Here is a 23,767-nt window from a genome sequence, read left to right as displayed (position 1 = left end):
GATTCGGCTGATAACCAAGGAAACAGATGTAATGCAGCAATTAAAATCCATTATCGAAAGTGCTTTTGAAAATCGCGCAACTATTACTCCAACAACAGTCAACAGTGAAACACGTGATGCCGTTACTCAGGTCATCAATCTGCTGGACAGTGGAAAACTGCGGGTTGCAGAGAAAATTGACGGTCAGTGGGTCACTCATCAATGGCTGAAAATGGCGGTACTGCTCTCTTTCCGTATTAATGAAAATCAGGTCATGGATGGCGCGGAAAGCCGTTATTTCGATAAAGTCCCGATGAAATTCGCTGACTACGATCAAGTGAGGTTTGAAAAAGAGGGTTTTCGCGTGGTTCCTCCTGCGGCAGCGCGCCAGGGAGCCTTTATCGCCCGCAACTGTGTGCTGATGCCTTCGTATGTCAACATCGGCGCCTATGTTGATGAAGGAACAATGATAGATACCTGGGCAACTGTCGGCTCCTGTGCCCAAATTGGTAAAAACGTCCATTTATCCGGCGGCGTCGGTATCGGTGGCGTGCTGGAACCATTGCAGGCCAACCCGACCATTATTGAAGATAACTGCTTTATCGGTGCCCGTTCTGAGATCGTAGAAGGTGTCATTGTCGAAGAAGGTTCTGTGATTTCAATGGGCGTCTATATCGGTCAAAGCACCAAAATCTACGATCGTGAAACAGGTGAAATCCATTATGGCCGAGTCCCTGCCGGCTCTGTCGTTGTTTCTGGCAACCTTCCATCGAAAGATGGCAGCTACAGCCTGTATTGTGCTGTCATTGTGAAAAAAGTGGATGCTAAAACACGGGCAAAAGTGGGCATTAATGAACTCTTAAGAGCAATAGATTAAACTTTAAAATAGCGGATAATAAGTCCGCTATTTTTTGCTTTTTATCATCATTACCGACCTCAGTAAGTGTTATTAATATAGGTAGTTTGAACGTGAGCAATGTGCACAACCCCGAGCGTACACAGAGTACATAAGGAGTTTAAGCATGAGCCAAATTCAAAATAACGCATTAATAACCTACTGGGAAAAATACCCTTAAGGTGGTGCCATGTACGATAACTTAAAGAGTCTGGGGATCACATATCCCGAAGAGATTGACCGCTACAGTCTGCGTCAGGAAGCTAACAACGACATCCTGAAAATCTATTTTCGCAAAGATAAAGGAGAATTCTTTGCTAAAAGCGTGAAATTCAAATATCCACGTCAACGCAAAACGGTTGCTTCAGACAATGCAGAGCAAGGATACAAAGAGATCAACGAAATCAATACTAACCTACGTTATGTAATTGAAGAGTTGGATCAAATTTGCAAACGTGATCAGGCAGACGTCGATTTGAAACATAAAATCCTTGATGACTTGCGCCATCTTGAACACGTTGTTGCCAATAAAATTGCCGAAATTGAAGCCGATCTGGAAAAACTGACCCGCAAATAATGGCAGTTCCTTATAACTACACCGCTTATTATCCTACCTGGTATAAGCGGTGCATTAAGATTAGCCAACTAATTCGCCCCACTGTTTGATCCAGGACTGAGCAAAAACTTCCGGTTCAGCTTCTTCCATTGCATCCACCAGAAGAACCTCACCGATTCTTATTGCTCCCTGCTCATGTAACAGCTCATCAAAAGTACGACCACCACCACAAAAATTCTCGTAACTGCCATCACCCAAAGCGATAACGCCGTAGCGTAATTCCGGCTGATAACCTAATTCATCTCGCAAAGCACAATAAAGCGGCTGAATATTATCAGGCAAATCCCCTTGTCCAGTCGTTGAAGTGATAACTAAAATTACCTGATTCAGATAGGATTGCCACTGTTCCAACTCCCCCTCTTCAAATACTTCTATCTCATGGCCTTGTTGTTCAAGAATTAGCAGTGCTTCTTCTGCAACTGCCAAGGCATTACCGTAAACAGTACCAACAAAAATACCAATCTTCGCCATCGCCTATTATCTCTTTTTAAAGGAACTATTAATTATCCTCGCTGGCAAGCACAGAAAATTCAACCCTTTCCAAATCAGGGATAATTACTTTACCAGCTAAGTCGTCGTACCGATCAAATGTTGCCACTGTTGAGCACCCTCTGTCATGTAAACAATATCTCATCAGCACTAATGACTAATGATATATCTGTCAGGCTAATTACGGACAGATGCACTGATCAATGACAGTGGCTATTCTACATAAAACGGTAACAGGTAATCGCCAACATTGTATCTTTAACAACTCATGCAAAATCAAATATAATTCAAATAGATAACTTAAACTCCCTATAAAAACCACCATTAAGTAGCAAAATAAAGTGGTATTAAACTCAGTTATTCAGCCAATAATAATTTAATATTAACATTACTTTTTGGAAAAATTTTAACTGATAATATTTTCATTGGTATTAAAAATTACTTATACTCTATTTCAATGAAAATAATAGTAGAATGAAATTACTAGAATGACAGAAGTCAATACTGCATAAGGATGATGATCACCATGTCTAATAATAGGGCTGTCGTGCTGAGTGTGTTATTAAGTGCCGCAAACATCACCGGCTCATCTGGTCTAATGATCTGGGTAGATACCGTACTTAAAGATGGAAGCATAGTTTTAAATGCTTATATTCCTGTTTTTTCCTATTTATTAGGACTCTCTCTGGGATGTATAACAATATCCTTTGTCATCCAAAAAATGAATACTATTTCTTTCAGAAATAATCTCTTTGGATTATTCTTATTATTAGCCACTGTCAATTGCATTCTCTTTTCAGGAGAAAAAATATTTATTCCTATTTGGCTGGATGCTCTGCATAGAATATTATGGGGAGTAATAAGTGGATTTATTGTCATAATGGGAAGAAATATTCTTATAACCGAAGGAAATGAAAATAAAACGAATAATAATTTCTCTATTTTAAGCCTTGCATTATTAAGTCTGCCATTTTTAATCCCTGCTATTTTCTCCCTCCTCAGCTTGAATTCCCGTACATCAGCAGATTTCTTTGCTGCATTTATTTATTCCATTTCTTTAATTATTTATTTTGCCAGTCATAAGAATAATACGTTAAGAAAACCAAAACAAGATATTAAAGACTCTATGATTATAAGAAATAAATTAGGTGTTTTCTTTGCCTTTCTTAGTCTGGTTATAATAAATGTTTGCTTTTTTCTATCCTTAATGATTATGCCAGCAGTCAGGACAAAATATTTCGAACATATTAATACAATTCATATGTATGCTATGTTGTTGATTATATGGTTCCCTTGTGCAATTGCGATCATTAAAGTGATGAAACCAGTACCTTTCAGAAAAAAAATCATAGTAGGTAATATCATTCAGTTATTTGCCCTTGGATTCTGTTTACTTGGCATTATCATGGGCTCGGGTATATTCTATTTGTTATTTACGATCCTGGTATTTTTAGCTAATACATTGATGCAACCTGTTTTTTTCTCTTACCTGGGTTTATATTCTAAAAATTCTCTTTATACCTTGGGTATGCAATCAGGTGTTTATATATTTATTACTATGATTATTTTATTTTATACTATTTACTTAGGTGCTGAAATTGAAGAAATAGTCGCTGGATTCACAATATTATTAATTTCCTCAGTAGCAATATCAACTATTTTTCGCTCAATAATTAAATCTAAAAAATAATAACATTAGCCAGTAGAAACCAATAAGATTATGTATTAAAAATTTCCATTTATAATATTCCCCTCAACCTTGCCTTGTCTCTTAATTAATGACATCAATCAAGAGACAAGGAAAACAGGTATTTTTTGAAAACATCCTAATCTATAACGTTTTCCATCCTGCTCGCTTCATCATATTCCAAATCTGGAACAATGCCTTGCCAGCCAAATTGTTGCATCAAATGTTGCCACGACGCATCCCATTTTGCCGTAAGAGATAACTTCTCACCGGTCACAGGGTGATTCAATTCAAGCAAACTGGCATGAAGCATCAACCGGCTGGTTTGGTAATGGGTGATAATCCCTCTGTTCTGCCGTAAATCACCATGTGTCGTATCACCAATAATTGGATGACGAATATGTGCCATATGCCGTCTCAATTGATGTTTCCGGCCTGTTTTCGGCGTCAGTTCCAGCAGACTAAAACGTGATGTAGGATAACGGCCAATCTCTACCGGACATTCTACTTTAGCCAGTGGTCGGTAATAAGTCACACTGGGTTGAGCCTCTTTATCACTGTCTGCAAATTTATCGGCAATTTTATCCAGCTCTTCAACCAAGGCATAATCGATAATATCGGGTTCCAGCACATAGCCACGCACAACAGCATGATAAGTTTTTTGCAACTGATGATATTCAAACTGTTGAGAAAGCTGACGGGCAACATCACTGGAAAGCGCCATTAACAATACGCCTGATGTCGGCCTGTCCAGACGATGTACAGGGAAAACATGCTGACCAATCTGATCACGCAATGTCTGCATAACAAAGCGTGTTTCGTGGCGAGCCAACCAACTACGATGAACTAACCAACCAGCCGGTTTATTAACCGCCACAATATACTCATCCTGATATAACACTTCCAACATATCAGAAGTTATCCTGAATAAATAAGCGATCCAATGCGCGAAGATGTTCAAGCAGTTGCTGACAACGCCCGGTAGCCTCTTCTTTATAGGATTCTTCAAAATAAGGAGCGATAGCGAATGCCGCAGGTAACTTTGCGCCCTGTTCCAGCAACGTATACATTCCCGGAATTAATACCCACTGCAACCACTCTTCAGCCAGCATCGTATCAATTGAAAATGGTTCAACACTTTCGAAAACTTCCGCTTTAGGAGGATGACTTTGCCATAGGTCAATTTCCCTCATGGCGTGTTCAATTAGTTGTAATTTTTGCAGAATTTGTTCTTCAATACTCATATTTTCAGTCTGATAAATATTTATTCAAAGCTACCAAGCTCATAAGAATATCATTGATAGCCCTTAAGCTGAAAATTTGCTTTTTCCATCAATCAAATAAAGAGAAGGGAGCGAACCAGCGCTCCCTTTAAATTGTGCTTTTATAGCAGTCCGGCTAATAGTTTGCTCCCTGCTCACTCCCTGACAGATTATCCTTAATTGGTTATCCCTTACCCATCATTTTTATTTATATTGCATACAATCCTGTTATGCATTGCATCAGTCATCCTGACCATCATCACCCTATTTGTCCTTGAGAAGTTATGCGCAATGATTCCTTTCCTGCGAGAGACAGAATGAATTAATTCGCTGTATGAAACAAGCTATACAAATGGAACCGGTAAGTCAGTAAAGGAAATTAAATCTGTAATTATTTATAGGCTATTGAAATAAAATAAAAATAATAAACTGATGTTAAACTTACCAAAGTAAACAATGACATCTCTTACATAAAGTGTAAGAGATATCTCACAAATTCAGAGTTAAAAATCCGGGACTACCGAATGAAGGCGGGTTCGATTGCACCAAGAAACTCAACTAAGTCGGTAAATAGACGAATTCGTTTGTTACTGCCAAACTGCTCCAGAATCACTTCACCGGTCAAATTACATAGAGAAATGATACTCATATCCGAATCCATGGTAGCGATAAATGCCGTTGGCGATAGTTTCAGCCGCTTTTGCGTCACCAAATGCCCTATCAGGTTCTCCTGTAAACGGATAAAGTCATCCTCACTCCAGACCTGAATCAAACTAAACTGCTGGCCTTCAAACATTACCGTCATATCACCGGCCAATTGCGATGTATAAAAATCATGAATCGCCGGCTGTAATTGGATATCCAGTGCAACTTCAACTCTATTCAGCTTATCTTCTGAAGGAAAAGGCTGCGGAAGCCAGTAAACCATGTCATTACCAGTATGGGTAATGCAAGGTGATGGCACACCATAAAGCTCACTGCTGGCAGGTGAGGCCCCGGTTTCCTTTTGCCATAAATCAACATAACGACGGGTAAAATCAGCCAACGCCTCTGTAACATTAGAAATCATATTATTTTCAACCAGTAACTGTTAGGGTGTGCTTAATGTTATTGTAAACCAAATATTCTGACTGTTCCCCTGCCTAAAGGCTATAGATATCTACACATCACCAAACTGACCCAGAATATTTGTGGCTAACATTGTACGTGGTGGCGCGATTATTGATGAGTAACATGATCCCCACGCAGAGGGTATTCGCCAGACGCTGGATGCAATCAAAAATAACGATCACCTGATTGCTACAACGTTTCAGACAGTAGGAGAAAAAGGGTAAGATGGTTTTGCTTTACTGCGAGTGACTAAGGTACCTACACAGTTAAAACGTTAATCCCCAGAGAGGGATTCTCGCCATCGTAAAAAGTCCTTTATCACGGTTTTAGTTAAATCACATTAAAGGCATAAAAAGAGGCATAGCTTAAATCAAACCGCAGAAAATCAATGCTATTGGTGGATGAAAGCAGTGTAAATCAAGTTTAAACGAGCGTATTTAAGATATCGCGGTGTTACATAATAACGCTAAAAATCACCCGATTCGTATTCGATTAAATCATTTATTTGCGAATTTTGTTATTCCTATTTTTCATGAGTAATTATTTAACTGGCTGATGAAAAATTTATTCCCAATTGAAAACGCTATTAAAGTCGGTTCCTTTTGGAAAATAGGTTGTCTGATTAACCGATTAATATTTTTATATATCCCTTTTGCGGTTTAGCGCCTTCTCCGGCGAGCGGGTTGACCGTGCCGTCTTTTAAACTGATGCGGTTGGTGCCCTGCGTCAGCGACAGGGTGTTGGCCTGAATTTTTCCATTTAATTCCGTCGCCCGGCTGATAATATCGACATAATCCGTTGCCTTGCCATCCAGCCCTTTGCCGCCAATGGTAATCTAGCCTTGTTTAACTTCTAACACTTCCAGTGCACCCTGTTTGTCAAACTGGGGTTTCCCGGTGGTCAGGGTTGCACTGGCAGTATTGATAAAACCACAGCCATCACAGGTAATGCCATTGGGGTTGGCAATCATCACATTGGCTTTATTGCCGACAATTTCTAACTGACCTTGCAGCTCAGAGCGTCCGTTGCCGGTGACTTCATTAATAATCAGTTCAGCTGCTTTGCCTTTCAGGTTCGGGTTGGCGTTAAGTTGCCCGGCCAGTTGTGATTGAGCCGTTTGGGTAGCGTTATTGAGTATGGCGCCTTGAGTGGCAACGTTAAACGCTTGATAGGTGTTATGGGATATCCCCGCCTCATTCGGTGTGGCGATATTCACAACCGGGACATTACCCTGATTTTGTACCTGTGTTTGGTGATTATCCGGCGTTATCCCGGCGGCTATAGCCGGATGAAGGGGATAAACGACGGTCAGGTAAATTAAAAGATAACTCGTGGCCCTTGTTAAAGGGGTGCTACGTTGACTCATGTATCAGTCCTTATTTTATTGCAATGGAAATGTTTTGTTTCAATAAGTTATGTCTTGCGTTGTTACAAAATCAGTGATGCAGACCAGTAAACCACCCAGTGATCCGGTTTCAGGTAGTTAGGGTAAGTGAGTGGTTTGCCAACAGTTATCGCCTGATTGAATCGGCGGTGCGTTAGTGAGAGACCAAGTGTGGTGCCGGTGACATTACCGCCATCAATTTGTCCTGCTTTTCCTCGTAACCAACCCGTATCCAGCGCACCGGTTAAGGCGAGTTCACCCAGTACAGGAAACTCTGAAATTCGCCAGTTCAGCTCATTGCGCCAATATCCGCCGCGATTGCCGGTGAGAGATTGCTCTTTAAATCCCCTGACGGAATATTGTCCTCCCAGCGAGAGGCGTTCGCTGGCGTAAAGGTTGTCGGGCGTGGTCTGGCCGTAAAGGGATGAGAGGTAATAAATGGAATCCGTGACTGGCATAAAATAGCTGGCACTCAGGCTAAATTTACGGAATTGGCTCCGTGGTGCATCCGGGAAATGGGGATCCTCTTTTGTCGCACTGAACACCGGTAAACCGTGGCTGATTGCCGGGTTAAACGTGATATAGCCACCTGCCAGTACTGAACTGTAGTTAATGCCAAGGTTGATAGCGCTTAACGTCGGGCTGCTGATGGATAATTTCTCTCCCGCCAGCAAATTGGTCGTCTGGCGGCGCGTCAATCCCAGATCCAGCGCCAGCTTCTGTTCGCCATCACGGTATAACGCCCGGTTTATTGCCAGCCGGTGCGTCTGGCTGGCGCCTTCGTAGCGATAGGCCTGCGAGTCAGCCGGAATATTCTGAAAAGAGTCATTCCACGCGTACTGATAACTGAACAGCCAGTAGCCATAAGGGATCATTACATTAGAAGTGAGGCTTCGGTTTTGATGGTTATTGCGAAAATCACTGTTATGGCTGGCAGACAATGACCACTGATCAGCGAGATGTAATGGATTATCCAGGTTTACACTGGCATTGATTTGCCCGGTGCCGGTACTTTTCTGACCACTGTTATCCGCACCCAAGCTGGCACTGATCGGTAAGCGCGTCGAGGTTCGTTTTAAGATAACCGCAGAATAACCGGGTTGTTTTCCTGGCTGAATATCAATGGCGACCTGTTGTGAGGGCAGGCGGTTCAGGCGTTCCATGCCTTGTTCAATATCCCGCAGATTGAGTGTCTTGCCAATCATGCCCGGAAAGGCCATTTTGAGTGAACATGGTGTTTCATCATCAAGGCTGATTGACTCAATTTTGCCTTCATTCACGGTAATCATGAGGGTACCGGAGGATAAATCCTGCGCTCTGAGGTCAGAGCGGGATGTGACATAACCCCGTTCGATATAGGCATTCGATACTTTACGCACCAGCTCATTAATCTGCTGCAAAGTTAAACAATGAGATAAGTAAGAGTGAGTCAAGTTCTGTTTGACTGACCTTGACAGGCTTTCTGCACCCACAAATTCAATCTGTTGAATGGTGTGGCAAACAGATTCAGCTGCATCCGGCGTTAAAACGGGGGATGGGGATACGGTGATATTGTGACGCAGCGCTTCCCGCTGTCGTTGGGCTTGCTGCAACAAGGCTTTTTGTTGTTGTGTGATGGTTTCTTGATCCGCCGAGCTGACAGGAATTGCCGCCGGTGCCAGTGCGGAGATGACCAGCAGGATAAGCCCGGTCAGGCTGCGGTGATAAAACGGTAATTTTCCCATAGACAATAATTAACAATCTGATAATGACATTATTAAACTATTCTAATGTGGCATTAATTTATTGTCTGAATGGATAGTGTGAAATGTGATCAAGATCTGGATCTTTAATCCTGACAATGGGCAATGCGATATATTAAATGCTGTAAAACGGTGATAAGGATGAAGGTAATCTTTTATACATCAATAACAACTCTTTAAGTTACTTAATGGTATTGTGTCCCAAATCCAGCAGGCGTGCGATATCTTGCTGACTATTCTCCAGCGCATTTGTTGCCCGGTGAGCGAGTAGCGACGTCAGTTTTCAAGCGTGATTTGATTGTTTGGCGGTGTTTTTAAATAGACTGGTTGACTAAAAGTCTGCAAAATTTTACGCGCTTTTAATGGCTTAAGGCATAGATTTAAATAAAAAGTGTTTAAATTTTAAAAAATAGATTTATTTTATATTTAGGATATCTTTTTTTACGCTTTTTATCTTGGTTTCATTAATATAGGCTCGTCATGTGATTTTATATTTTCATTTAACTCCATTCAATCATATTTATTTAAATGATGTTTAGATAAATCGGTAAATTAATTTCATAATATCTTATAAAATTAATAATAGTAAAAAGTCTGGGGAATTAATTATCCAGGGTAGATTCACATTAAAGGTAATAAAAAGATTAATGACTTAAATAAAACCGTATAAAAGCAATGCTGTTGAATAGGAAAAAACAGTGTAAAATAAGGTTAAATGGGCGATTTAAGAGACCGTGATTTAAATAATATATTTGCGTATTTTTTTACTCATTTTTTCATTTTCGGTTATTTAACTGGCTGATAAAAAGTTTATTTACAGGTTAAAAAAGTTATTAAATCTGGTTCATTTTTAAAAATACATTATCTAATAAATCTATTTAAAATTCTTATTTACACTTTTTTACTTGGTATATAATCATTAATAATCCCAATTGTCTTTTACCGATGTTTTTATAATTAAAAAGTTTTAAACTGTTATTGAAGTCCATTTTTTAATCTTTTATTTTAATCGATATAATAAGGTTTTAGCTGTTGTTTTTACTGCTTTTAACATTTGCTTTTTATTAAGTTTAATCATCATGGTATATTGTGTTTTACGTTTAATCAACGTTGATTATACTTGATTTTATCTTTGCTAACACTGTTTTACTGGCAGTTATGAGCAGTTTTTATAAATCATAATCCTTTATTTTATCTTCATAAATCAACCTGTAAATAGTCTGATGGTATAAAGATACTCTTTTATGCTTTTTCGGATAATCAACATCTTTTTTAAGCGTTTAAATCCTGCCAGATTAACCGTTTTATCCATTTATTATAAAGAAACGACTAAAAATCACATTCACATCAGGTTCTTAAGATAATATTCTTTTTCTCGCTGATTTATTTTCAACTCGCTGTTAATGGTGATAGTTAATGGACTTCGATTAAACTTAATTAACATCCTTTTAAAGTTTTCACTTATAGTTAAAGCTGTCTTTTATATAAAATCTTTAATATCTCTGTTTTCATTCTTTTAAATAGTCATGACAGGGAAGTTAAATGTAAAATAACTGGAAGATAACATTTTCGATGAATACATTAAACATAACAGGAAATAAGCCGTTTTTAGTGACTCTGTACCTTTTCAAAATCTGGTATTAATGGATACCTATTCTTTTATCGTCAGCTAACTAATCACCGAAAAGAAAACAGCTTACCGATCGCCAAAAGGGAAAACAAGTAAAAAGAGAAACTGCATTATGTTAAAAAGATGATAAATCTGTAAAGCGATTACCATTCCGAGGATTGCAGTTTTCAACTGGAGAGTAATACTACTCAATCTTGTCTTTTATCGATTCCATTTATCAATGGATTCCAAATAGGATGTATCCAGTCAATCAGTTATAACGGCACCTGTTCTATATTGAATGGCTTTACTGCCTGAGTTTTTATTGAGTTGTTGAATGTTTTATCCGGTGTTATTACAGCTAATTCAGCGGCCAAAACATCCAAGGTTAAATGGCCTGAATCCGGTGGAGTTCCAGACTCAGGTATTATTAGCCGCTTAATGTAACCTGTCCAACTTTTTGGGGTCACTTAAGTTAAATTGGGATATTATTATTATCAGGGATAACGTTCTCTTAGCTGTTCCATATACAATTCTACAGATGCTTTATCATTTGGATAAGCCTGAATATAGGCGTCTGTAATATATTGCATTAGTTGAACAAAATGATTAGGAGATATGGATAAACTTTCATATTCACCTAGAAAAAAAGTGACTTCATTAAATTCTTCTGGAATATCCCAATCTTGATCTAACGCATAACTAAAACCTTCAGAAGGAGAAAATCCATGGCCTTCGCTAGCCATTTTTAAAAATAATTTATAACTCATTTTATCTTCTGATAATGTGGCATAAATAACATCATATAGATCTCTTCCATGATCCTGATATAAATAGTCTTTGGTGGTCATCAGCCAACTTATTTGCTCCTTATTCATTTTGAACCTCTTGGTGGCATTGTAATAAATGCATTATTAATTTGTCCTGTTTTCGCATCTCGGGTTACTTGGAACCAATAACCATCAACTTTAACAGAATACTGTCTATGTTCAGGGTTTACTTTGAAATAGTTCTCAGCCTGTTGAGATGCTTTATTCGACATATTTGTAACTCTGGAATCCGACAATATTTCAGAAACATAGGTTGTTTTTGTTTGTTCAGCTTTAAAACCTATCTGCTGTCCCTTATTATTAATCGCAGGAATTTGATATTTATACTCAATTAATCCAGGATAACCTTTATCAGTAATCGTAAGGTTTACTTTAGCGCCAGTCATTTCAACTGACTCTAAAAATGAGTCCTGGTTATGAGCACCGGAAATAGTCCCTTGTTTTCGATTTAATACTCCAATTTGGCTGTTATGCTCTGCTATTTGTGAAGACAAATTATCAGGAACTAATTTATTTTCGACCTGTACAACCCCACTAGTCCCCTTTCCAGCATACAACTTCTCATTTTCCATCAGGCGAGTTACAGCATGGGTATCAGGTTTAGCATTGCTTAACAGTGGTTTTGAGGCATGACTCAATTCTCCTGCCAGATTCTTCGCACCTTCTTGGGTATTACCTAATACTTTTACGGCTCCGGTCGCTAAAACGCCCGTGCCCACAGCCGCTTCCGGCGCTATAGCATCCGCAACAAAAATGCCCACGTTATTCAAGCACAAAGCCGGATTAGTTTTACACCCTTCAAGTGCAATACGCCCTGCCGCTGCCATTTCAGCCGATCCGGCCACCAGTATATAACCGCCATAAGCCAGCGCATAGCCGCCTGCGGCCACTGCGGTCACCGTTATCGCGGCATCCCGTCGCGCAATAATGCGTTCTGCCGCCGATTTATCCCCTTTTTCTGCCGCCAGGATATCTTTTTGATTATCAACCGATAACTGATGCAGCATATGCTCAGTCATGTTGTTACGATAGACAAGCTCTGCGCTGTTAGCCGCACTGTAAGCGCCTTCGGGTGTATGACTAATCAGGGCACCTGACAACGCTCCGATCAATTTGGCTGTCTGGGTCTTAGTTTCATTACCCGTAAGCGCTTCCTGAAGCTTATGAATTTGCCGCTCGGCTTCATTCTTGTATGACGGTTCAAATAGCCGGCTTTCCATTGTTATCGCCGCCAGTTCCGCAGCCAACGCCCCCACAGCCGCCCCTTTAGCATCACCGCCCGCGATTTCTGCCGCCAGGGCAGATACCGCCGCATGGCTAATCGCTTTACCGGGCACACCCAGAATTTCCCCGTTATCCCCAATCAGCCCGGCCCCTTCCGCATTGATCTGGTTACCGATATTGTTCAGTAACGCGGTTTGCAGATTATCCGTAAAGCTGCCACCATTAATAGCTGTGCCCAGTGTTGAACTCACGACGGATTGTGCCGCAATACGCTGGGCGACCTGGCTCCAGTCAGGGTGACTCAATAAGGGCAGTTGCGCTTTTAGGGGATCGACAACGGTTTTTCCCTCGGCCAGTTTTCCCCATCCCATCGCGTGGTCCAATCCCCCTAATGCGCCACCCACCGCTATTTGGGTCACCAGGGATTTGACAGAATCGCGCTGCGCTAAGGTTTCCAGTGTCTTAGTGAGATCCCCTTTATTTTCGACTAAAGCCACCGCCGCCTGAGAGGTTAACCCTACCATTCCGCCATAAGCCGCCCCATAAACCGCGCTTGCCGTGGCCCCGGTGATGCCTGTTGCACCGACCATACCATTGGAACAGCTCGGTTTTTATGCTGACAAACCAGTTGTCATAAAAATAGAAGAATATAGCCCACGATTGGATGAACTGCACCTTAATCAATTAGTGTCTAACTTTTGGGGTACAATTCACATGACCGGGGAATATTGATTTTATATTGGTATTTTTGCCAATAGCTCATTAACCTTATCCATATCTTCTGGATGAAGCTCGAGATACTTTTCACAGGCCAACCTGACATAGTGATAACAGATTTCTTCACTGACTGTTATTGTATCTTCATCAGTTGGCGGATAACCAACAACAAACTGAACACCTTCAAAATGATCTTCTTCATCATAACTGTTCATATCTGGAAAATGGCAATATGCTCCATCGGTACTAAATCCTATTTTTTTAATAAGATAACCTATAGCTTCTAAAAGTCGATTATCACTATACATAATATCAAAATACGTTGTAATCATCTCATTAGAATCATAGTCGATTTGTTCAAATAATTTAATATTCATTATCTACCTTATTTGGGATGAAAATTGCGAACTTCCCCAGTTATTTTGTCTACATAAATTCTAAAGGTAACTCCATTTACAGTTGCATCCGCAATTCCTTTAGAATTTGACATCGCATCTTTATATCCTTTAGCCGCAGCTTGTTGGCCTAAATCTAATATTTTTTGATCTGTAAATACTTTCGGGTCATAGACTGTTTTAGTTTTTACTTCTAATTTATATCCAATTACATTACCTGCACGATCAAAGGCAGGCACTTGATATTGAATATTAGTCATCCCATTCACTCCTGTAGGTGTTTCACTTACAATTTTTACGTTATATTGTTTGACAGCTGCATTAAACGCATCAGCATTGTGTGCCCCACTAATACCTGATTTTTGAGAAAAACCATCTACAGTCGCTAAATGCTTTGGCTGGTTAATCCGGAAACTGATACCTTCTGGGGTTATGATAGTCGTCATCCCCTTTCCAGCATACAACTTCTCACTTTCCATCAAGCGAGTTACGGCATGGGTATCAGGTTTAGCATTACTTAACAACGGTTTTGAGGCATGACTCAATTCTTCTGCTAAATTCTTTACACCTTCTTGGGTGTTACCTAATACCTTTACCGTGCCAGCAGCCAAAACGCCAGTTCCAACAGCCGCTTCCGGCGCTATAGCATCCGCAACAAAAATGCCCACGTTATTCAAGCACAAAGCCGGATTAGTTTTACACCCTTCAAGTGCAATACGCCCTGCCGCTGCCATTTCAGCCGACCCAGCCACCAGTATATAACCGCCATAAGCCAGCGCATAGCCGCCTGCGGCCACTGCGGTCACCGTTATCGCGGCATCCCGTCGCGCAATAATGCGTTCTGCCGCCGATTTATCCCCTTTCTCTGCCGCCAGGATATCTTTTTGATTATCAACCGATAACTGATGCAGCATATGCTCAGTCATGTTGTTACGATAGACAAGCTCTGCGCTGTTAGCCGCACTGTAAGCGCCTTCGGGTGTATGACTAATCAGGGCACCTGACAACGCTCCGATCAATTTGGCTGTCTGGGTCTTAGTTTCATTACCCGTAAGCGCTTCCTGAAGCTTATGAATTTGCCGCTCGGCTTCATTCTTGTATGACGGTTCAAATAGCCGGCTTTCCATTGTTATCGCCGCTAATTCCGCAGCCAACGCCCCCACAGCCGCCCCTTTGGCATCACCGCCCGCGATTTCCGCCGCCAGGGCAGACACCGCTGCATGGCTAATCGCTTTACCGGGCACACCCAGAATTTCCCCGTTATCCCCAATCAGCCCGGCTCCTTCCGCATTGATCTGGTTACCGATATTACTTAATAACGCGGTTTGCAGATTATCCGTAAATCTGCCGCCATTGATGGCCGTGCCCAGTGTTGAACTCACGACGGATTGTGCCGCAATACGCTGGGCGACCTGGTTCCAGTCAGGGTGACTCAATAAAGACAGTTGCGCTTTTAGGGGATCGACAACGGTTTTTCCCTCGGCCAGTTTTCCCCATCCCATCGCATGGTCCAATCCCCCTAATGCGCCACCCACCGCTATTTGGGTCACCAGGGATTTGACAGAATCGCGCTGCGCTAAGGTTTCCAGTGTCTTAGTGAGATCCCCTTTATTTTCGACTAAAGCCACCGCCGCCTGAGAGGTTAACCCGATCATTCCGCCATAAGCCGCCCCATAAACCGCGCTTGCCGTGGCCCCGGTGACGCCGGTTGCACCCACAGCACTATTTCCCGCCCAGGCCGCCAGGCCAGAGCCCGCGGTTACCGCCGCAACAGCAATCGCAATCACAGCCCCTGCGACAGGGTTTAAGCTGGCGCTTTTTTTGTCCCAACGACTGTAAGCGTCCTTAACTCTGTTCCATTGGACATCGTTGCGGTCTTGCAGATTTTTCAACCATTCGGTTCCCGGGGTGTTACCAAGTTCCATTAACGCGTCTTCCAGTAATTGCCCCGCTTTCACCTTTACATCCGCACTGATGCCGTCCGCCGCTTCCACCGTCAGGGTTCCGCCAACCTGCACCGATGGGATGACCCAGCGCTTTTCACTGTGGCCTTTATCGTGGTGCGTGATGAAAAAACCATTTGACGTCGTGAGGGTCTGTTCAAAAGCGGTATTGGGCATCGCCCGGAAGTTCACTTTCCCCGTCTGGCTGGTGATTTTCGCGTTTTTCTGGGTGTCTATCCGGCTCGCTTCCAGGGTCACGTCATCTTTTGCCCTCAGGTTGATATCCCCGCCGGCGGTAAATTCGGTGACTTTATTGGTTGAACGCTCTTTTCTGCGGGTTTCCGTCCTGGAGCCAAAAACTTTACAGGATTTAATGCCCAAAACGCGGTTACAGCTTTTTTTCTCTTCTTCCCATCGGTAAACCTCCTCCATGGCTTGCGCATAGAGAAAACCGCCTGTTGCCGTGATATCCATCACGCCTTGAGCGATAAGTTCCGTGGCCTGGAATAGAATACTGCCCTGAGCGTGAAGTGTTAATGCGCCGCCACTCTTCAACTGACTGGCGTGTTGCGTAAAGCGTCCACTGTTCCCTTCCCGAATAAATTCAGGCAACGATTCAAAACGCACATTTCCCCCGGCGGAAAGCCGCATATCACTGCCGGATGTCAAATTTGTGCCGTATGTCAACAGGTTACCTGCCGCTGTTAATGTGAGATTGCGGGCGGCGTTGATGGCGCCGGTGGCATACAGGGAGTGTTGATCTTCATCGTTAACAGGCGAATATTTCTGGGCGGAGAAAATGAAATCCCCACTGGCATTAACCAACACGCTCCCCTGCGTTGAGGTTAATCGGGCCATCCTGCCCACGATATCACCCCCCGCACTGAGTTGCAGCTGATCACCCGCGGTGATTTGGGTGCGGGATCCCGCTAAATCGGCGACCCGCAACAGGCTTTCTGACGTGGGGGGACGGGACATATCGATATCGTGACCGGCGCTTAATGTGACTTGTTGCCCGGCATTGAGACGGGCTCGCCGCAACATTAAGTCATTGCCGGCAAACAGATGAATATTGCCCGCCACGTTTAATTGACTCTGGCTGGCATTCAGGTTACGACCGGCACTGAATGTCAGATGGCGTGATTGATCGAATGAGGTGCCGTAGAGATCCAGATCGTGGCCCGCTGAAATCCGTAAATGATTTTTGGCCGACAGGCCAGACCATGAATAAAGCTGATCCCTTCCCATCCGGATATCGCCTTCATGCACGAGTAATTCAACATTTTCCCCTGTCAACTCAGCGTGATCCGCGGCAATATCATGGCCGGCGATGAGGGTCAGGTTTTTCTTTGCCGCCAGTTTAGCCCGGCGGGCATTAATTTTATGCCCCGCATTTAACGTCAGGTGAGTCGATTTATCTAACAATATCCCCTGGAGATCCAGTTCTTGACTCGCAAACAGGTGCACGTTGTTGCTGGCCGAAATACTTGCGCTGTCACCTCTCATCTGAATGTCGCCTTCACGTGCGAACAGCGCAACATTTTCGCCTGTCAGCCCGGCGTCATAGGCGGTGATACCTTTGCCCGCTGTCAGTGTCAGGTTTTTCTTTGCCGTCAATTTAGCCCGGTCAGCACTAATTTTATGACCTGCGTTTAACGTCATATTATCGGCTTTATCTAACACAATACCGTAGAGATCCAGTGCGTTGCCGGCAAACATCTGCATCTGGTTACTGGCCGAAATACTTACGCCGTCACCTCTCATCTGAATGTCGCCTTCACGCGCGAGCAATTCGACATTTTCCCCTGTCAGCTCGGCGTCATAGGCGGTGATATCTTTGCCCGCCGTGAGGGTCAAGTTTTTCTTTGCCGCCAATGTTCCCTGGAGATTCAGGTTGTTACCCGCGACCATCTGCACCTGGTTATCGGCTGAAATACTTGCGCCGCCACTGCCCATTCGGATGTCGCCTTCACGCGCAAGCAGTACAACATTTTCCCCTGTCAGCCCGGCTTGATTAATGGCAATATCGTGGCCCGCCATCAGGGTCAGATTTTTCTTTGCCGCCAATGTCCCCTGGAGCTCCAGTTTGTTACCGGCGACCATCTGCACCTGGTTATTGGCCGAAATATTTGAATCGTCACCACTTATCCGGATGTCACCTTCACGTGCGAGCAACTCAACATTTTCCCCTGTCAGCCCGATTTGATCGAGGGTGATATTGTGGTCTGCCATGAGGGTCAGATTTTTCTTTGCCGCCAATGTTCCCTGGAGATTCAGGCTGTTACCCGCGATCATCTGCACCTGGTTATCAGCTGAAATATGCAAGCCGCCAATGCCCATCCGAATGTCACCTTCACGCGCAAGCAGCACAACATTTTCTCCTGTCAGCCCGGCTTGATAGACGGCGATATCTTTGCCTGCCATCAGGGTCAGATTTTTCTTTGCCACCAGTTTGCTGTCATTAACATCAATTTGACATTCGCCGATAACGGACAGGTCATTTTCCGCCTCGAGGTGCCCCATGCCGGTAATATCACCGGCATGAAGCAGAATATTTTTAGCTGAGATTAATGCGCTCCCGCTGAATTGATGAATAAAGTCAGCCACCACATTCAGAGCGGCTGAAAGTTTACCGTCCATCCCGTTGTTAAAGTCGTGACCGGTTAAGATAAGATTTTTCTTCGCATGAAACTGGCTTTGACTGTTATCCAGCTTTGTCGCATTGATATAAGCGTTCATTCCCGCAGCGACGTTGGCATCCCAGGCATTATTTAATGCTTTAGTGCGAATAACGATATCACCATTATTGGTTTTCAACGTCGATGAAGTGTTGTTAATCCCAGTGCTTAAGTTACCGCTCGCATCTTTTTGCAACCAGAGATGATTATTTGCCTGAATCAGGCCCTTATTCTGATTATATAAACGGTCGATAAACAACCGCATATCACCTTCTGCGATAATCTTACCGATGTTGTTCAACGTGTTCGCGGCAAGCGTGATATCTTTCCCTGCCTGCATATGACTCTGTTCCGCCGTTTTAATGCCTTTACTGCTAACGGTGATATCCGTTTTGGCCTGTATATTGCCCAAAATCATCTCTCCATCAGCGGTCAAACGAATGTCACCTTGCGTTGCGTTCAGGTTGGTCAGATTGACAGCCTTGCCCGGCTCGGTACTCACCAGACGGATTTTATTGGCATACATTCCCCCCAATAACCCGGTATCAATCGCTTTCCAAGGAGCGAAACCGTATCCTGTCATCGGAACAAGGGTCCCGTGTTTGAAATCAACCCAATTGGGCCCTTGTGTCAATGTCAGGTTTTTCGCCTGCACTTTGCCGTTAAGTATCGTAACCCGGCTGATAATATCGACATCATCCTGTGCCGTTGCATCCAGCCCCTTTCCATCAAAGGTTATGGTGCCTTTTTTCACGTCTAAAGCCGCTAACGCGCCGTCTTTATCAAATACCGGTTTCCCGGTCGATAAGGTGACTACCGGGGTATTAATAAAGCCACAGCCATGACAGGTTATGCCATTCGGGTTAGCGATGAAGACAGGGGCTTTTTGCCCCACGACTTCCAACAGGCCCTGTAGATTTGAAGCTAAAGTCCCCACCACTTCATTAATAATCAACTCAGCCGATTGACCGTTGAAGTGAGGGTTTGCCTCAATTTGTCCCGCCAGTAGAGACTGCGTATCATGGGTAGCGTTATTCAATACCAATCCCGAAGTACCAACATTAAATTCCTGATAACGGTTATGTGAAACACCTCGGGAATTCGGTGCCGCAATATGGATAACAGGCAGGTTATTTCTCACGGCAATCCGCGCGCGTTTATCCGCCAGTTGAATCCCGGGTATTCCACCGGCTATTTCTGGAATATTGATGGTCAGTTGGGGGACATTGCCTAATGCAAGATCAATCAGTGCCGAAGTCACTGGGGTATATCTCCCGCCAGCTAAGCGCAACACGGCGCTATTTTGGGCGACTGCGGTCGCCCCTTCTGCCGATAATGTTGTCTCCGTCATATTGCTGCCGGCAATCAGGGTTAAATTGTTGCCGGCGGTGACGTTACCCACATCAAGCGAGTTACCACTCGTTAGGGTAATATCTTTCCCGGCGGTCAGGGAAATACCCGCTAAATTTATCCCCCCACCCGCGTGAAGCTCAATATTCTCATCCGCGGCCAAACGCTGATTAATATCAATCTGCTCATTACTCGCCACAAAGATATTTTTCGCCCGGTTAATTAGCGTATCTGAAAGCGATATTCCCTGTTCAGACAGAATACGCAACGTATTAACCGCAGAAATAATCGGTAATGCCGGTGTGCTTTCCGGCGTGTCACCCGGTGAAACAGAAGTATGATAACCGTTGGCAATCAAGGTAATGTCAAGACCTGAGATATCCGTGCCACGCACCGTAAAACTGTTCTCTCCCTGTAGCAGAACCTGGTTCCCGGCGGTGACATTTCCCCCCTCTAAAGACAAGGCTTTCGCTTTCATGGTGACATCACCGTCGGCATGAGTTCGTCCCTGATTCTGCAATATATCGGTTGTCAATATCAGATGTTGACCGGCTTGCATATGACTCTGTTTCGCCATGTCAATGCCTTTACCGCGCATGTTGATGTCCGTTTTGGCCTGCATATCCCCCAAAATAACCTGACCCTCCGCGGTCAAATTGATGTCGCCTTGCGTTGCCGTCAGATTAGTCAGATTGACCGCCTTACCCGGCTCGGTACTCACCAGATGGATTTTATTGGCAAACATTCCTCCCAATGACCCGGTATCTATCGCTTTCCAGGGGGTATAACCTTCCTTTGCAATAGGGACAAGGGCGCCACGCTGTAAATCAACCTGATTGGGGCCTTGTGTCAATGTCAGGTTTTTCGCCCGGAGTGGACCGTGAAGCTGGGTGGTCCGGCTGATGATATCGATAGAATCTTGCGCCGTGGCATCCAGTCCCTTTTCACCCAGGGTGATGGCACCTTTTTTCACTTCCAGAGCCGCTAACGCGCCATCTTTATCAAACACCGGTTTACCGGTGGATAAGGTGACCGCCGGGGTATTCACAAAGCCACAGCCATTGCAGGTCATGCCATTTGGGTTGACGATGAAAACCGGGGCTTTTTGCCCCGCCACTTCCAACAGCCCTTGCAGAGTGGAGAGCTGGGAACCCACCACTTCATTGATAATCAGTTCCGCCGGTTGACCGGTGAAGTTCAGATTCGCGCCAATGTGCCCCGCCAGCAGAGACTGAGTCTCGTGGGTCGCGTTATTCAATACCAGTCCTGAGGTCCCGATATTAAACGCCTGATAACGGTTATGTGAAACGCCACGGGTATTCGGGGCCGCAATGTGAATAATCGGGTGATTGTTTTTCGAGGTGATGCGCGTTTGTTTATCCGCCAGTTGGATCCCGGGCACTTCCCCTTCGACTTCGGCGAGATTGAGGGTCAGTTGAGGCGCACCGCTTAACGCACGGTCAATCAGCGCCGTCGTCACCGGCGTATACTTGCCTTCAACTGAGTTATACCGCCCTTTAGCTGAGTGCAATTCGGGGTTGTGCTGGGTGATTGCCGTTGTCCCTTTGGCTAACAACGTGGCGTCAGTATCTACAATCTGACCGCCGGCATTCAGGGTTAAATGGTTACCGGCCGTGAGGGTACTTTTTATTATCGGGAATGGAAATGGAGGGGAGGATTGTTCCTCGTCATCAATATCGTCCTCATCGACAGCGTATTTTTTATCGCCATTTTCATATTCATAAGCGTCTTCCGTACTGATATCAAGCGCATCACCACTGGTCAGGGTGATATCTTTCCCCGCCGTCAACGACAGGGTGCGCAGATCAATCACTTTTCCCGCATGAACCTCAATATTTTCATCCGCTTCCAGGTGACTGAGCGTGTGTAGACGCTGGTTGATGAGGGCTTGTTTAGTTTCATCATCAAGTCGAATCCCCCCACCAGTGCTGTTCTCTTCATCATCAAAATCCGCATAGGCAGCCATTTCAATCATCCCATTGGCCGCCAGGAAGACATTTTTCGCCTTATTGATCAGAATATTTGAAAGATTGATATGACCCTCGGCGATAATGCGCAGCATGTTATCCGCAGAAAGCGTGGTGAATGCCGGTATGCCTTCCGGGGTATCGTCGTCTCCGGAGACCAGAGAGAGCAGCCCCCGGCTGGCAAGCAAGGTCACATCCCGCCCGGCAATATCGTAGCCATGCATATTAAGATGTGACCGGCCATCCAGCAGGACATGGTTCCCGGCGGTTAAAGTCCCGCGGCCTAAATAGACGGTTTCTGCATTAATAGTGACGTTTTGTTCGGCCTGCATTGACGCAGAATTAACTAAGTCATTGGCGGTAAGCGCAATGTTTTTCCCGCTGATTAACGCCGGATCTGTGGGTTTCTTGCCCGCTTTAAACGGGTCCTTATCCACATCAAAACGAAATACCTGTTTAAATGTCGCCGTCAGATCGCCACCCGCGCTGAGTTTACCGAGGCTATTCCCCCGACGGTCTTTTATCGCTTGCGTTGAAAAATTGTTGCCGGTCAGGGTGAGATTTTGCGCCGCGCTTAACTCGCCAACATTGTTTATCTCATTAGCGGTAATGCGGTTGTTTTTACCGGCGGTAATCACCGGGTGACTTTGCCCGGTTGCGTTGATGTTATCCAGTTTGGCCGCTTTAAGGGTGACATCCCCGCCCGCCCGGATTTGGCCCTGATTGTGGAGTGTGTCGGTGGTTAACGTCAGATGCTGACCCGCTTGCACATGGCTTTGTGCTGTTGTTTCAATGGCTTTGCTGTTGATGCTGATATCTGTCCCGGCTTGTACTTGCCCCAGGATAATTTTACCCTCCGCGGTCAAACGGATATCGTCCTGGGTGGCGGTCAGGTGGGTGAGATTCACCCCCACCCCGGCTTCGGTAGCCACCAGCCGGATTTTATTGGCATACATGCCGCCCAGCGCTTTGGTATCAACGGCTAATTGCGGTTTAGCACCGTCTCCGGCGATAGGGTTAACCGTGCCGTCTTTCTGGTTGATGCGGTTGGCGCCCTGCGTCAGAGAGAGATTGTTGGCCTGAATTTTCCCGTTTAACTCCGTTGCCCGGCTGATGATATCGACATAATCCGTCGCCTTGCCATCCAGCCCTTTGCCGCCAATGGTGATCTGGCCTTGTTTAACTTCTAATGCTTCCAGCGCCCCCTGTTTGTCAAACTGGGGTTTCCCGGTGGTCAGGGTGGCACCGGCAGTATTGATAAAACCACAGCCGTCACAAGTAATGCCGTTGGGGTTGGCAATCATTACGTTGGCTTTATTGCCGACAATTTCCAGCTGACCTTGCAGCTCAGAGCGCCCGTTGCCGGTGACTTCATTGATAATCAGTTCTGCTGCTTTGCCCTTTAGGTTCGGGTTGGCGTTAAGTTGCCCGGCCAGCTGTGATTGGGCCGCTTGAGTGGCGTTATTGAGTACGGCACCTTGAGTGGCAACGTTAAACTCTTGATAGGTGTTGTGAGATATCCCCGCGTTATTCGGTGTGGCGATATTGACAACCGGGACATTGCCCTGATTTTGTACCTGTGTTTGGTTATTATCCGGTGTTATTCCGGCGGCTATAGCCGGATGAAGGGGATAGATGGCGGTCAGGTAAATTAAAAGATAACTCGTGGCCCTGACCACCGGGGTGTTGCGTTGATCCATCGTACTTTCTCTTTTCTTAAGTTAATTTGGCTTTGGTGATAAAACGGTAATCTTTCCATAGAAAATATTGATAATTTGATAGTGACATAAGCAAACTATTCTAATGCGTGATTAATCGTCTGTCTGAATGGATAGTATTAAATGTGATCAAGATCGAGTTGTTTAATCC

The 23,767-nt window shown here is 44.3% G+C and carries 12 protein-coding genes and 1 pseudogene; 3 read left to right on the top strand and 10 right to left on the bottom strand.

From position 1 onward, the window contains the following. Window positions 1-31 precede the first annotated feature (31 nt). The gene (gene dapD, locus LGZ99_RS00520) at window positions 32-856 is read left to right on the top strand and encodes a 2,3,4,5-tetrahydropyridine-2,6-dicarboxylate N-succinyltransferase (protein ID WP_021324807.1); all 825 of its coding nucleotides are present in this window, start codon (window positions 32-34) and stop codon (window positions 854-856) included. Between the two features lie 208 nt (window positions 857-1,064). Continuing rightward, entirely contained in the window at window positions 1,065-1,451 is a 387-nt protein-coding gene (locus LGZ99_RS00515; protein ID WP_023044746.1) for a DUF3461 family protein, read from the top strand. Window positions 1,452-1,511: 60 nt separating this feature from the next. Here the strand turns inward: LGZ99_RS00515 and LGZ99_RS00510 are convergent, their stop codons facing one another. Continuing rightward, the gene (locus LGZ99_RS00510) at window positions 1,512-1,961 is read right to left on the bottom strand and encodes a flavodoxin (protein ID WP_021324805.1); all 450 of its coding nucleotides are present in this window, start codon (window positions 1,959-1,961) and stop codon (window positions 1,512-1,514) included. A gap of 544 nt (window positions 1,962-2,505) precedes the next feature. Here LGZ99_RS00510 and LGZ99_RS00505 point away from each other — a divergent pair. Then, complete coding sequence (locus tag LGZ99_RS00505; protein WP_036838520.1) at window positions 2,506-3,669, top strand: hypothetical protein; 1,164 nt, start codon at window positions 2,506-2,508, stop codon at window positions 3,667-3,669. 136 nt (window positions 3,670-3,805) lie between these two features. Here the strand turns inward: LGZ99_RS00505 and truC are convergent, their stop codons facing one another. The 9 genes and pseudogenes from truC to LGZ99_RS24990 all read right to left on the bottom strand — a co-directional run bounded on the left by truC (window position 3,806) and on the right by LGZ99_RS24990 (window position 23,598). Beyond that, window positions 3,806-4,576, bottom strand: a complete 771-nt coding sequence (truC, locus tag LGZ99_RS00500; protein WP_036838523.1) for a tRNA pseudouridine(65) synthase TruC — start codon at window positions 4,574-4,576, stop codon at window positions 3,806-3,808. Window position 4,577: 1 nt separating this feature from the next. After that, the gene (locus LGZ99_RS00495; RefSeq protein ID WP_262978789.1) at window positions 4,578-4,910 is read right to left on the bottom strand and encodes a YqcC family protein; all 333 of its coding nucleotides are present in this window, start codon (window positions 4,908-4,910) and stop codon (window positions 4,578-4,580) included. 535 nt (window positions 4,911-5,445) lie between these two features. Further along, window positions 5,446-5,997 carry a SecY-interacting protein gene (syd, locus tag LGZ99_RS00490; protein WP_262978788.1) on the bottom strand — a complete coding sequence of 184 codons (552 nt, stop codon included), beginning with the start codon at window positions 5,995-5,997 and terminating at the stop codon, window positions 5,446-5,448. A 693-nt stretch (window positions 5,998-6,690) separates the two neighbouring features. Next, a pseudogene (locus LGZ99_RS00485) lies at window positions 6,691-7,404 on the bottom strand (filamentous hemagglutinin N-terminal domain-containing protein); the annotation flags it as partial. A 62-nt stretch (window positions 7,405-7,466) separates the two neighbouring features. Beyond that, complete coding sequence (locus tag LGZ99_RS00480) at window positions 7,467-9,146, bottom strand: ShlB/FhaC/HecB family hemolysin secretion/activation protein (protein WP_036838532.1); 1,680 nt, start codon at window positions 9,144-9,146, stop codon at window positions 7,467-7,469. Window positions 9,147-11,270: 2,124 nt separating this feature from the next. Beyond that, window positions 11,271-11,651: a hypothetical protein gene (locus tag LGZ99_RS00475; RefSeq protein ID WP_023046454.1), complete on the bottom strand. Its 381-nt coding sequence runs from the start codon at window positions 11,649-11,651 to the stop codon at window positions 11,271-11,273. Beyond that, window positions 11,648-13,417, bottom strand: a complete 1,770-nt coding sequence (locus LGZ99_RS00470) for a DUF637 domain-containing protein (RefSeq protein ID WP_262978787.1) — start codon at window positions 13,415-13,417, stop codon at window positions 11,648-11,650. The genes LGZ99_RS00475 and LGZ99_RS00470 overlap by 4 nt, the downstream gene beginning before the upstream one ends. Window positions 13,418-13,561: 144 nt before the next feature. Next, a complete protein-coding gene (gene cdiI / locus LGZ99_RS00465) occupies window positions 13,562-13,921 on the bottom strand; it encodes a ribonuclease toxin immunity protein CdiI (RefSeq protein ID WP_262978786.1) in 360 nt (119 codons plus the stop codon). 8 nt (window positions 13,922-13,929) lie between these two features. Then, window positions 13,930-23,598: a two-partner secretion domain-containing protein gene (locus LGZ99_RS24990; protein WP_262978785.1), complete on the bottom strand. Its 9,669-nt coding sequence runs from the start codon at window positions 23,596-23,598 to the stop codon at window positions 13,930-13,932. Window positions 23,599-23,767: the final 169 nt, after the last annotated feature.

Origin of the sequence: Photorhabdus temperata (genome assembly GCF_025384845.1) — a bacterium.
Taxonomy (GTDB): domain Bacteria; phylum Pseudomonadota; class Gammaproteobacteria; order Enterobacterales; family Enterobacteriaceae; genus Photorhabdus; species Photorhabdus temperata.
This window is presented reverse-complemented; position numbering and strand designations above follow the sequence as displayed.